9 protein-coding genes and 6 tRNA genes are annotated in these 12,958 nt (G+C 49.6%); 5 read left to right on the top strand and 10 right to left on the bottom strand.

Annotated elements, in window-relative coordinates; translation table 11 throughout:
• Positions 1–2: 2 nt before the first annotated feature.
• Entirely contained in the window at positions 3–986 is a 984-nt protein-coding gene (pheS, locus tag AC6R1A_RS11325; RefSeq protein ID WP_334550655.1) for a phenylalanine--tRNA ligase subunit alpha, read from the bottom strand.
• 241 nt (positions 987–1,227) lie between these two features.
• On the opposite strand from pheS, the gene AC6R1A_RS11320 reads away from it, so the two are divergent.
• Both AC6R1A_RS11320 and AC6R1A_RS11315 read left to right on the top strand, forming a co-directional pair.
• Positions 1,228–1,746, top strand: coding sequence for a GNAT family N-acetyltransferase (locus tag AC6R1A_RS11320; protein WP_500632463.1), 519 nt, complete (start codon positions 1,228–1,230; stop codon positions 1,744–1,746).
• A gap of 28 nt (positions 1,747–1,774) precedes the next feature.
• Complete coding sequence (locus AC6R1A_RS11315; protein WP_500632464.1) at positions 1,775–2,878, top strand: PQQ-dependent sugar dehydrogenase; 1,104 nt, start codon at positions 1,775–1,777, stop codon at positions 2,876–2,878.
• Between the two features lie 271 nt (positions 2,879–3,149).
• On the opposite strand, the gene AC6R1A_RS11310 is transcribed toward AC6R1A_RS11315, so the two are convergent.
• The 6 genes from AC6R1A_RS11310 to AC6R1A_RS11285 all read right to left on the bottom strand — a co-directional run bounded on the left by AC6R1A_RS11310 (position 3,150) and on the right by AC6R1A_RS11285 (position 3,872).
• Positions 3,150–3,241, bottom strand: a tRNA-Gly gene (locus AC6R1A_RS11310).
• Positions 3,242–3,299: 58 nt separating this feature from the next.
• Positions 3,300–3,391, bottom strand: a tRNA-Gly gene (locus tag AC6R1A_RS11305).
• Between the two features lie 59 nt (positions 3,392–3,450).
• A tRNA-Gly gene (locus AC6R1A_RS11300) sits at positions 3,451–3,526 on the bottom strand.
• Between the two features lie 28 nt (positions 3,527–3,554).
• A tRNA-Leu gene (locus AC6R1A_RS11295) sits at positions 3,555–3,641 on the bottom strand.
• A gap of 78 nt (positions 3,642–3,719) precedes the next feature.
• Positions 3,720–3,795, bottom strand: a tRNA-Gly gene (locus AC6R1A_RS11290).
• 3 nt (positions 3,796–3,798) lie between these two features.
• Positions 3,799–3,872: transfer RNA gene (locus tag AC6R1A_RS11285), tRNA-Cys, on the bottom strand.
• Between the two features lie 329 nt (positions 3,873–4,201).
• Here AC6R1A_RS11285 and AC6R1A_RS11280 point away from each other — a divergent pair.
• Positions 4,202–7,291 carry an EAL domain-containing protein gene (locus AC6R1A_RS11280; RefSeq protein ID WP_500632465.1) on the top strand — a complete coding sequence of 1,030 codons (3,090 nt, stop codon included), beginning with the start codon at positions 4,202–4,204 and terminating at the stop codon, positions 7,289–7,291.
• A 33-nt stretch (positions 7,292–7,324) separates the two neighbouring features.
• On the opposite strand, the gene pgsA is transcribed toward AC6R1A_RS11280, so the two are convergent.
• The 3 genes from pgsA to uvrY form a co-directional block, all read right to left on the bottom strand.
• A complete protein-coding gene (gene pgsA, locus AC6R1A_RS11275; protein ID WP_334550665.1) occupies positions 7,325–7,882 on the bottom strand; it encodes a CDP-diacylglycerol--glycerol-3-phosphate 3-phosphatidyltransferase in 558 nt (185 codons plus the stop codon).
• A gap of 78 nt (positions 7,883–7,960) precedes the next feature.
• Entirely contained in the window at positions 7,961–9,793 is a 1,833-nt protein-coding gene (uvrC, locus tag AC6R1A_RS11270) for an excinuclease ABC subunit UvrC (RefSeq protein ID WP_500632466.1), read from the bottom strand.
• Positions 9,793–10,437: a UvrY/SirA/GacA family response regulator transcription factor gene (gene uvrY, locus AC6R1A_RS11265; RefSeq protein ID WP_334550669.1), complete on the bottom strand. Its 645-nt coding sequence runs from the start codon at positions 10,435–10,437 to the stop codon at positions 9,793–9,795. Before uvrY ends, uvrC begins: the two co-directional genes overlap by 1 nt.
• A gap of 360 nt (positions 10,438–10,797) precedes the next feature.
• Between uvrY and AC6R1A_RS11260 the strand changes: the two genes are divergently transcribed.
• Together AC6R1A_RS11260 and AC6R1A_RS11255 are read left to right on the top strand one after the other, a co-directional pair.
• Positions 10,798–11,283 carry a DUF3015 domain-containing protein gene (locus AC6R1A_RS11260; protein ID WP_500632467.1) on the top strand — a complete coding sequence of 162 codons (486 nt, stop codon included), beginning with the start codon at positions 10,798–10,800 and terminating at the stop codon, positions 11,281–11,283.
• 141 nt (positions 11,284–11,424) lie between these two features.
• Positions 11,425–12,958: Lnb N-terminal periplasmic domain-containing protein (locus tag AC6R1A_RS11255; protein WP_500646180.1), on the top strand; the 1,534-nt coding region annotated here is incomplete at its 3' end.

Here is a 12,958-nt window from a genome sequence, read left to right as displayed (position 1 = left end):
GATTACTTGAACTGTTTAAGGAAACGAAGATCGTTCTCAAAGAACGCACGCAAGTCGTTGACGCCGTAGCGCAGCATAGTCAAACGCTCGACACCCATACCAAATGCAAATCCAGAGTATTTCTCCGCATCGATACCAACGCTGCGAAGTACGTTCGGGTGAACCATGCCACAACCGAGAACTTCCAACCATTTGCCATTTTTGCCCATTACATCCACTTCCGCTGAAGGCTCAGTAAATGGGAAGTAAGATGGACGGAAACGTACCTGAACCTCTTCTTCGAAGAAGTTGCATAGGAAGTCGTGCAGGATGCCTTTTAACTGAGCAAAGTTGACGTTTTCATCCACCAGCATGCCTTCCACTTGGTGGAACATTGGCGTGTGCGTTTGGTCATAGTCATTACGGTAAACACGGCCAGGTGCAATGAAACGGAAAGGAGGCTGACCGTTTTCCATTGTACGAATCTGTACACCCGATGTGTGAGTACGCAGCATCAAATCAGGATTGAAGAAGAAGGTGTCGTGATCCGTACGTGCTGGGTGATCCTCTGCAATGTTCAAGGCATCAAAGTTGTGGAAAGCGTCTTCAATTTCAGGACCAGACTCAACATTGAATCCTAGCTCACCAAAGAACTGCTCGATACGCTCAACCGTACGAGTCACCGGGTGCAAACCACCGTTTTCGATGCGACGACCAGGCAGTGTCACGTCGATGGTTTCAGCAGCCAGTTTCTCTTCTAGCTCTGCGCGTTGAAGGGCATCTTTACGCGCCGCGATAGCTTGTTGAACCACACCTTTCGCTTTGTTGATCTCTTGACCCGCTTCGCGACGTTCTTCCGGTGGCAGTTTACCTAGGCTTTGAAGTTGAGCCGTCAGCTCACCTTTTTTTCCTAGGTATTGAACACGCACTTCATCAAGTGCGACGAGCGATGTCGCAGCATCAATGGCTGCGTTCGCATTAGCAATGATCTCTTGTAGATGTTGCATCGTTTCCTCATTACCCTATGCCGGTCAATCACAACCGCCATAAGTGGTAGTGTCCATAAGGTTCCCAAAAGGGATTGTGGGCATTTTCAAATAGCTGTACATAGTAACGAATGCCAAGGTCAAATCCAAACCGAAATCGTGATAATTACTGCCTTTGAATGAAAATTCGCCCCAAGCCTTGATAAAACTCTATTTAGGCCTATCGTAGGTAACACAAATTTAAACGGACAAGGAATCAGAATTGGACACACCGAGCTATACCAGCACTCCAGACCATACCATCACCCCAATCACAGCAGAACATAACGATGCAATCTGCCATATTATCAAACGTGTCGGGCAAGAGTTCGGCGCCATTGGGGAAGGCTTTGGCCCTTCCGATGCCGAAGTGCTCGCCATGAGTGAGCACTACCGACCGAGCGAACGCAGCCTCTACTTGGTTGCTGTCTTGGATGGCAAAGTCGTTGGTGGGTGTGGTTTGGCGCCGTTTGGCCAATCCGCTACGCGCTGTGAACTGAAGAAATTGTTTCTTTTGCCTGAAACTCGCGGTCTCGGAATCGGCAAAGCGTTGGCGTTGCAATGTTTGGCGTTCGCTCAATCCGCCGGATTTGAAGAGTGCTATCTCGACACACTCGCAAGCATGACGCAAGCCATCGCTCTGTATGAATCCTTAGGCTTTACACACTTATCCGAGCCAATGGACGAAACAGAGCACAACGGCTGCGACGTATGGATGCTAAAATCATTCATAACGGACTAGTTTTCGGCTCTAACTCAGAGGACGATGTATGACCAAGCTATTTCTCACGCGCGCTTTTTTAATCTGTACACTTGCTTCACTGAACGTCACTTACGCCACTGCGCAAGCGCCAGAGAACGAGTGGCAAGCCAATCTTATCGTCTCCGGGCTCAATGTCCCTTGGGGAATCGCCGCTGTCGATGACACCACCTTACTTATCAGCCAGAGAAATGGCGAAATCGGTCAAGTGAATCTCAACACTCAGCGCTACACGCCCATCCATCAAGTTAGCGATGTGGCGGTGTCGGGGCAAGGTGGATTGTTGGATGTCGCCCGTTCACCTTTCGAGAGCGATCGCTACTACTTTACCTTCACTAAGCGTGTCGGCGATGCGCTTGAAACCGCACTGGCAACTGCAGCGATTCAAGCGGGTAAACTCAGCCAGTGGCGTGAACTGCTCGTGACAACATCTGGCTCTGATACCGGTCGCCATTTTGGCAGCCGGATTACCTTTGATGACCAATACCTTTACCTCTCCGTCGGCGACCGTGGTGAGCGGCCCAATGGTCAAGATCGTTCCACGCATGCAGGTTCGATATTAAGGCTTCATCCCGGTGGTACAGCCCCAAGAGACAACCCTTTTGTTACCGAGAAGGACGCGCAAGCAGAAATTTGGAGCTATGGTCACCGAAATCCCCAAGGACTGTTTTACGACGGCCCGAGTCAAACACTTTGGTCTATAGAGCATGGGCCACGCGGCGGCGATGAAATCAATCTGATAGAAAAAGGCGCGAATTATGGTTGGCCTATCACATCGCACGGCAAAGAGTATTGGGGGCCGCTTGCGGTAGGTGAAGCTGAAGAAGCGCCCGGCGTGACGTCTCCCCGAAAAGTGTATGTCCCGTCTATCGCACCTGGCTCGTTAGTGCTGTATCGCGGCGAGGCCTTTCCTGAGCTGGATGGCAAACTTCTCGCTGGGGCGCTAAAACTCACCCATATCAACGTCTTGACCTTGCAAAACAACAACATTATCGAAGAGACGCGCTTACTGGAGCCTTTAGGTGAACGTATTCGAGATATCGAAGTGCTCCCCAACGGAGGCATCGTGTTTAGTACAGACAGCGGAAAACTGTTTCAACTGACTAAGCCTTAGAGCGCTGGGTGCCTGCGCCGCAGCTAAATCGGCTACAAGTTAAGACGGTGATAATATTCACTGGCAAGGACGATCACCAAAAACCAAAAAGCCCCAGCATTTCTGCTAGGGCTTATAATTCGGAGCGACACACGAGGTTCGCATTCTTTTGAACATCAGCGTGACCTCAACCTTGGCAAGGTTGCGCTCTGCCAATTGATGCTACTATTCACTGGCATGGACGTTCACCAAAAACCAAAAAGCCCCAGCATTTCTGCTAGGGCTCATAATTTGGAGCGACACACGAGGTTCGCTTTCTTTTGAACATCAGCGTGACCTCAACCTTGGCAAGGTTGCACTCTACCAATTGATGCCACTATGCACTGACACAGACGATCACCAAAACCAAAAAGCCCCAGCATTTCTGCTAGGGCTTGCAATTTGGGGCGACACACGAGGTTCGCTTTCTTTTGAACATCAGCGTGACCTCAACCTTGGTAAGGTTGCGCTCTGCCAATTGATGCCACTATTCACTGGCATGGACATTCACCAAAAACCAAAAAGCCCCAGCATTTCTGCTAGGGCTTGCAATTTGGAGCGACACACGAGGTTCGAACTCGTGACCTCAACCTTGGCAAGGTTGCGCTCTACCAACTGAGCTAGTGTCGCATAGGTTTGCTAATAACTTAGCGCTAGATGGTGCCCCGGGCCGGACTTGAACCGGCACAGCGCGAACGCCGAGGGATTTTAAATCCCTTGTGTCTACCAATTCCACCACCAGGGCACACAAATCTAAATTTGTGATGCCGTTACGGAAACGTAACACACCATCTAGATATCGAATTATCGCTATCTGAAAATTTGGAGCGACACACGAGGTTCGAACTCGTGACCTCAACCTTGGCAAGGTTGCGCTCTACCAACTGAGCTAGTGTCGCAAATGGAGGCGCGTCCCGGAGTCGAACCGAGGTCCACGGATTTGCAATCCGCTGCATAGCCACTCTGCCAACGCGCCTTCGTTGCACCAAGTTAAGCTGCTTGTTTGCTGCCTTCCTCTTGGGTACGGGATGCATTCTACGGATTCGAACTTGTTCGTCAACACTAATTTTTATTTTTTGAATCGTTTGTCTAATTTACCGCCAAAACTTTCAAAATTAACTATTTTCTGTTCAATTTCCGCCAATTCTTCACCTTGTTTCTGTCTGTTTCGTTGTCAATCAGATCGACACCAACTGTGCGCTAGGCCCCGTACCCTCTTGCACAGAGCGTGAGCCAAGAAACAAAATCTTGCTTTGCTGCTCGTTCGGCACTGAGTTCTATATAGAATGAAGTTCTAAAAAGAATATGGCGGAGAGACAAGCCCCAATGCAGCAACCAGACAACCTTATTCCAACGCGACCGACGCTGGGTATCATCATGCCGGTGCTGAGTGGATTTTACATGGGTGAGATAAACGCGACCCTCAGGCAGCTTGCCTTTGAGAACAATATCAACCTGATGTTTATTCGCAGTGGCGATCATCCAGAGTTCGATTTACCCGTCGGTTTTCAGCATTTAGATGGCCTCATTGTATTGCTCGGTTGCGCCAGTGAACGTTTGGTTGAACAAGCCCTCTCTCTCAACATTCCCGTCCTTTCAATGGGTGGGCATTATTCATTGGACGTTGAACAGTTTTTTAGCGACCAAGCTCAGGGAATCACCGCCCTCTACCAGCATCTCACCTCACTTGGTCACCGCCAGATAGGCTTTTGTGGCGATTTTACCGTTGATGACATTCGACAACGTTTCTCTGCCTATAAAACCATCCAACAGGCCTATGGTCACCCTGCCAGTCAAGCGATGATCTTCGAGGTCAACAACTGCTCGCTGGCCGGCGGCCGTGAAGCAGCGGTGCTTTATCAACAGCGCCAATCACCATGTAGCGCGATTATTTGTGCCACTGACCACAATGCGATAGGAATGATAGAACAGCTTGAACACAAGGGCCTAAAGGTACCACAGGACATCGCGGTGGTTGGCGTAGACAATGTCTTTCTTGGCGACCACACTACCCCGCCGCTCACCACTGTCGACCAAAGGCTTGAGACGCTCACTCGAGATGTCTTCTTTCGTGCCCTTAAGCGGATGCAAGGTGCACCCTATTCAAGAATCAGCACATCGCTCGAGCAACAGTTGATTGTGCGGCGCTCTTGTGGCACTAAGCCTCGTAAAGGTCTCAAAGCCATCGACCCCACCCTCGGCTCCCCGATTCGCCAAGCTTTACTCACCAATGAAGGGCGATCGTCGTTTGAGATTTTCGAAAACTTTTATTCCCTCGCTCAAGAGGGCTTTTCTGCCATATTAGATGCCCAGAGTATCTATAACAGTCCGCTCGCTTGGGCATGTTTAGCCACAGGGCGTCATGGTGAGTACCACGTCGACAGTTGGGCTGAGAAAGGGATGACACATCCTAGTACGTTGGATAGTCAACATCGTATCAGCGACGGGATCGAGAGTTTTCCGTTTATCCAACACGATACCCACTACATTGCCACCATCATTCCGATCGCCACCGGAACCCAGCAGCAGTGGAAACTGGTGTCCGTTGTGGACGCCATCAGTGACGAAGTCAACATTCACTCGATGGCGATGTTCAATAACTATTTAGATATGCTGGCGCTGTTTATCGAGCGTGACGCACTGATTGCCACCAGCAAACATAACGAGCAACAATCACAGCAACTGCTAGAACAACTCGAAGTGGTGTCCAATAGCTCAAACGATGGTATTTGGGAGTGGGACATCGCCGCTAACCATTTTCGCCTCAATGGTCGTTTACTGGCGATGGTGGGTATAGAGAGCAGCCGAACCAGCGGCGTCTACCCTCTCGAACAGGTCATCGAGTTAGCTCACCATGAAGATAGAGAGACGCTAAAGCAAGCGCTCAAGCAGCATCTGCGCGATCAAACCCCTTTCAAGTTGGAATTTCGCTTAAAAAGTTCGAAAGGTGAGATATTGTGGGTCAATGCGGCTGGTTCCGCCCTATATAATGCGCAGGGTCGCGCGGTGAAAATGATCGGCTCGGTCACCGATGTCACCGAGCGCCGAGTGAGCGCGGAAAAAATCCGTCAAATGGCCTATTACGACGCTCTAACAGGCGTAGCGAACCGCCGCAAGATCATTGAAGTCATGAACAGCCAACTTGCCGCCCTACCTACACAGCCCAAAGCGGTCATGTTGATGGATTTAAATCGCTTTAAATTCATCAACGATACTTTTGGTCATCATGTCGGTGACGCCTTGTTACAACATGTCACGCAACAAATACAAAGCACATTAGCCGCGACACATCGCATCGCCCGACTCGGGGGTGATGAGTTCTTACTCTTTTGCGATGTGGCAAACCGCGAACAAGCGCTGGCGCTCGCCAGTGATATGTTGGACGTCATCAAAAAACCGCTGCACTGCGAAGAGATTGAGCTGGTCGCCAGCGGCAGTATTGGCATTGCCATGTATCCGTGGGATGCGACAACACCCGATGATCTCATCAAGCGGGCAGACATTGCCATGTACCAAGCCAAGCGCCAAGGTGCAACACAGCCCGCCTGCTATCGCCAACAAGACGAAGAATCCCTGTTTGATAAAGTGACCATGGAGCATCACCTCAAGCTCGCGATTGAAAACCGCGAAATCGTCATGCACTACCAACCGCTGTTTTCCCCAACGGACAATCACTTTACCGCTGTGGAAGCCTTGGCGCGTTGGCACTCACCGCAGCTTGGACACGTTGCGCCGCATCAATTCATTCGTCTCGCAGAGGAAATCAACCTGATTGGTGCACTGGGTAAGCATCTGATTAATCAGGTGTGTCGCGACATAAAACAGTCCGTCAGCCTTAGCCGCTACCAGCATGTCTCTGTCAACTTGAGTGCAAAACAATTAATCCAACCCGACTTCGCCCATGAGCTGATCACCATCATTCATCACCACCACCTTCCTGTCAGCCGTTTTTGTTTTGAGGTCACAGAAACCGCCGCCATCACAGATTTCGACGCCTGCTTACAAGCGCTCACCACCTTGAGCCAAGCGGGCGCGAAGATCTCACTCGATGATTTCGGCGCCGGCTTCTCCTCTCTCTCTTTACTGCAAAAACTGCCGATTGATGAGATAAAAATTGACCGTTCGTTTGTCAAAGACATCGTGTTTAACGACAACGACCTTAACTTTGTCTCGACCATCGTCGTGATGGCGAGAGGGCTTGGGCTGCGCGTCGTGGTAGAGGGCGTGGAAACCACCGCGCATTTGGATAAACTCACCAAACTGGACGTGGATTTCTTGCAAGGCTACTGTTTTGCTATGCCGAGCCCTATAGAGCAACTCAGTCACTACGTTCCGGCGCAACAACCCGCCTTGACTGAACCTTCAGCATTAGAAACAACACAGCCCGTCGATTGACGGGCTGTGAGTGTGAAACATGAACGTAATGGATTAATGATGTTCTTCGTCGAGTAGATCATCTTTGGCGGCCAACAAGTATTGCGCCATCGACCAGTAGGTAAGAAACGTCGCGACGTATAATGCCGCGTAGCCGAGCCAAATCATCCAATCATCGTAACGCCAAATCAGAACCCAAAGCGCAAACATCTGGCTCACCGTCTTCACTTTGCCAACCCAAGAGACGGCGACACTGGCGCGTTTGCCGATTTCCGCCATCCATTCACGTAACGCAGAGATGATGATCTCTCGGGCAATCATGGTGACAGCAGGGATGGTCACCCAAATGGAGTGAAAGTGCTCGGTAATCAGAATCAAGGCGGTTGCCACCAGCACTTTGTCCGCAACAGGATCGATAAACGCACCAAAACGGGAAGTTTGACCCAGTTTTCGCGCCAACATGCCATCTAACCAATCGGTGAACCCTGCCACAAAGAAAATCATTGCCGCCGCGAATGGAGCCCAAGCGTAAGGAAGATAAAATGCCACGACGAAAATGGGAATCAAGAAAAGTCGCAACAAAGACAGTAGGTTCGGAATGTTTAAACGCATATTTATTTAAGGCTCTTTTTGTGTGCGTACGGCTGGCAATCCGCCGTTTTGGCGGGCTCTTATGTTGCGGGATTTTTCTTATTGTTTCAATGCTTGATAGATGTTTTCTGCCAAAGAGTGGCTGATGCCCGGAACTTTGGCGATTTCTTCAACAGTTGCACGTTTGAGCTCTTGTAAACCGCCCATGTATTTCAGCAGCGCCTGACGACGTTTCGGTCCTATGCCTTCAATGCCTTCAAGTGCACTCGTACGGCGTGTTTTACCACGTTTCGCACGATGCCCGGCAATCGCATGATTGTGGCTCTCATCGCGAATGTGCTGCATCAAATGCAAAGCAGGCGCGTCACTGGGCAAGTTGAACTCTTCACCATCGGTGGTGATTAAGGTTTCGAGGCCAGGTTTTCGTGTCACCCCTTTCGCAATACCAATCAGTTTGGGTCGCTTTGGCCAATCTCCCCAGTATTGCGAAATGATGTCATAGGCTCGGTTAAGCTGACCTTTACCACCGTCAATAAAGACAATATCGGGGATTTTTTCGACATCTAGCTGCTTGGCGTATCGGCGCTCAAGGGCTTGCCCCATCGCGGCGTAATCATCGCCACCGGCGATCCCGGTAATGTTGTAGCGTCGATACTCTTGCTTCAAAGGGCCTTCGTGATTAAATACCACACAAGAGGCAATCGTACTCTCACCCATGGTGTGCGAGATATCAAAACACTCCATTCTGGCGATCGTCTCCATACCCAATACCTCCCGAAGAGCTTTGAAGCGCTGAGAGATGGTCATTTTATGGTTGATCTTGGTGGTGATTGCCGTCAGTGCATTGGTGTTCGCCAGTTTGAGGTAGCGACTCCGTGTCCCTGTCGGATTGGTATGAAAATGGACTTTACGACCGAGCCGCTCACTGAGGGCAGTTTGCAACGCTTTGGTTTCGTCGCTTAACCCGGCATTTAAGATAATACGCGTCGGTACGGTGCGTGCTTCATTGTGCGCGAGGTAGTACTGAGTCAGGAAACTGTGAAAGACTTCTTGTGCATCCGTCTCTGCTGGGATCTTAGGGAAATGGCTTCGAGAGCCAAGTACCTTGCCTTGGCGAATCATCAAGATGTGGATACACGCGATGCCTTTCTCTTGAGCAAAACCCAGTACATCCATGTCGTCCATCGAATCTTCAGAGACAAATTGCTGCTCTTGCACGCGGCGGATAGCTTGAATCTGATCGCGAAACTTAGCCGCATCTTCAAAGCGCAGTGACTGACTCGCCTGCTCCATTTTTTCCACCAGCGTCGAGAGCACTTGGCTGTCTTTGCCTTGTAAGAACAAGCGCACGAGATCAACTAACTCTTGATATTCCGCGTCAGAAATAACGTCACTGACACAAGGTGCAGCACAGCGACCAATTTGGTACATCAAACAAGGGCGGGTGCGATTGCTGTATACCGTATCCTCACATTGACGAACCGGAAAGATCTTCTGAATCAGATGCAACGTTTCTCGAACAGCACCAGAGTCAGGATACGGACCAAAATACTCACCTTTGCGCTTTTTCGCCCCACGATGCATTGAAAGTCGAGGGTGCTTATGACCACTGACAAAGATGTACGGATAGGATTTGTCGTCACGCAATAGCACATTGTACTTAGGCAAATACTGCTTAATGTAATTGTGTTCAAGAATAAGGGCTTCCGTCTCCGTGTGCGTAACGGTGACATCTATCTTGGCGATATGGCTGACGAGCGCGCGAGTCTTCTCGCTATCCACATTTTTGCGGAAATAGCTAGAGAGGCGCTTTTTGAGGTCTTTGGCTTTGCCGACATAAATAACCTCAGCCTCGGTGTTGTACATGCGGTACACACCGGGCTGATTGGTCACAGTCTTAAGGAAGGTTACCGAGTCAAACGTTTGTGTCACTAGAGGGTCTCGGTGTCGAGCATTCCATGTCGTATCGCTAGGTGCGTCAATTCAACATCGCCACTGATGTGCAGCTTATTGAACAAACGGTAGCGATAGCTGTTTACCGTTTTGGGGCTAAGATTGAGTTGTTCGGAAATGTCCGTCACTTTTTGCCCCTTGGTGATCATCATCATGATTTGCAGCTCACGCTCTGATAAATCAGCGAATGGATTTTCAGAAGCGGGTGAGAATTGGCTTAATGCCATCTGCTGCGCTATCTCTGGTGAGATGTAACGCTGACCACTGTGAACAACGCGGATCGCGTTGACCATTTCATCAGGACCTGCACCTTTGGTTAAATAACCGGCAGCTCCCGCTTGCATCACTTTCGTTGGAAACGGATTTTCCGTATGAACAGTCAAAACAATGATTTTTACATCTGGATTGAATCGCAGGATTTTCTTTGTCGCTTCTAAGCCACCAATACCGGGCATATTCATATCCATCAAAATGACGTCTGCATGATTGCTACGACACCATTTTGCTGCATCTTCACCGCTTACAGCTTCCCCTGCTACGTTCATTCCACGGACGTCTTCAATAATACGTCGTATCCCTGTGCGAACCAGCTCGTGATCATCTACAAGGAAAACATTTATCAAACTTGTATCTCCACACTTTTAACTTGGCTCTGCACCCACTTATACAGTGGATAACAGCATGGCTGCCTAGTTTAACTCATTTTGGTTTTTATTGCCTGCACTGAATATGTGCCCAAACGCAAAGTTTCGCAAGAACTTATTTTCATAACTGTTGGGCTGCACTTAATTAACCTAAGAATCAATAGTTTGACACTATTTTAAGCGATAGATTCTCAACATTTGGAGCATGAATACTTTATTCGTAGCTATGCATTGAAAATGCAATCAATTTCAACTATTCATAAAAAGGATGTAACGAATTGCGTTGCATAACCTTCGTTGGCATTAAGCTGACGAACCATAATGATATAAGGATATGGTATGAAAAAGCTTCTCGCAGTGGCAGCACTGGCTTCAACTCTTCCTCTCTCAAACGTCGCAATGGCCGATTCTGATATCGGTTGTGGTCTAGGTACCATGATTTTTGATGGTAAATCTGGCAAAGTCTTCAAAGTGCTAGGCGCCACAACAAACGGTACGTTCGGTAACCAAACCTTTGGTATTACATTTGGTACATTGGGATGTGATGGCAACGGCACGATCAACTCAGCGCAGAAATTAGCCCTGTTTATCGATGGCAACATGGACAATCTTGCGCGTGACATCGCGAAAGGCGAAGGTGAAACGCTCGCGACACTTTCTGAAGTGTGGGGCATCCAAGAATCAGATAAAGGCGCGTTCAATACGCTAGCGCAAGAGAACTTCTCGCAAGTGTTCCAGTCTGAAAACGTCACGTCTGAAGAGGTGTTCACCAACCTCAACGCCTTGGTTTCAAGCGACCAAACACTGGCCAACTACGCGATTTAATCCTCGCTTAAAAGGCGCTGCACGCTTGTGTGGCGTCTTTTATCCTCTCAAACTTGTATTGAATATCACTGTAACACTCGTATTATCAGCATGTTGGCGTTAAAGTCATCGCAAGCCGATTTAGGATCTCCCCGACCAACTATGAAAAAACTGATGCCACTCACTGGCGCCTTACTTGCACTTTCTTCCCCTCTTTGCTTGGCGCAAGCCGAGTCGCCGACCGAGGTCGCACTAGACGTCGCAACGTTAGCTCACTCTTCATATTGGCAGAAACTGGGCCACTATCAGAGCCATTGGTCTGGCCGTATAGAGAGCCAAGTAGATTCGGACGAATTCTTTTTCTCTGCACAGGGTAAGCGTTCGCCAGAGCGAGAGCTTGAGGCGACTATTCATGCGTTCTATCAGCAGGAGGAAGCACAAGCCCACATTGCAAGGTGCCAATTTCCCGCACGCTTTACTTGGCTTGAAGAGCAACAAGGACGACGAGCGACGCTCGACTGCCCGGAGTTGGAGACATGGAAGGCGGTACTGGATCCTCAAGGACTCACACTGGTGTTTCCTACTGCTTTTATGAACAACCCGTCCTCCATGTTTGGCCACACCCTGCTGCGCGTCGACGCCAAAGACCAGACGCGTCATAAAGAGTTAGTTGCGTTTGCGGTGAATTTCGCCGCGGAGCCGGAAACGCAAGACAACGCAGCACTCTATGCGATGAAAGGGTTGTTTGGCGCTTATCCAGGTCGCTATACCGTGATGCCCTATTACAGAAAGGTAAGGGAATACAATGACATCGAGTCGAGAGATATTTGGGAATACCCCCTCAACTTAACAGAAGATGAAGTGGAACGGGTCTTACTGCATCTCTGGGAAATGCAGCAAGCTCAATTTGATTACTATTTCTTGGATGAAAACTGCTCTTACCAACTGCTCGCTCTTTTGGAATTGGCTCGTGAAGATCTCTATTTAGTCGATCAGTTCCCCGTTCAGGCCATTCCTTCGGATACAGTCAAAGCCCTCGCTGCGCAAGATCTGTTAGCCGCGCCCCAGTATCGTGCGGCCTTTGGTACACGCTTACTGCATCAATCGCAGTCGATGAGTGATGAGCGCTTTGCTGCGGCGCAACGCGCAAAAAAGGGCATCTACCCTAGCGCATCAGAATACAGTGATGCAGAACGTGCGGCGATCCTTGAGTTCGCCTATGAGTGGCTTAACTTTGAGCTCTACGACCTAGGGTTAGAGCGCGACCCTACCGCCAAACAGCTCACCGACCTCTTGTATCAACGCAGTATCATTAAAACCCCCTCACCCTTCAGCGACGTCCCCGTACCTAGCGTATCGCCTGAAGATGGGCATGGTTCTGCGCGTGTCGGGCTAGGTTATCGCTATTCCGATTTCAACCGTCATCGGCTGACCTTAGATTGGCGCGCCGCGTATCATGATCTATTAGACTCGCAAGCTGGATTTATTCCCGGCGCACAAATTAGCTTTCTTGATGCGCAAATGAGCCTTGATGACAACGGCACAAGCCGGTTAGAGAAGCTGTATGTTATTGACGCAATGGCGCTTGCGCCGAGTAATCGCGTCTTCAGCAGTTGGGCATGGAATATTCGCATAGGCTTTGACAGACAGCCCGATAGCACCAACACGTCCGGACGCTGGTTCGGCCAAGGGGGAG

Source organism: Vibrio sp. R10-SG3-ISO3 (genome assembly GCF_059834225.1).
This window is presented reverse-complemented; position numbering and strand designations above follow the sequence as displayed.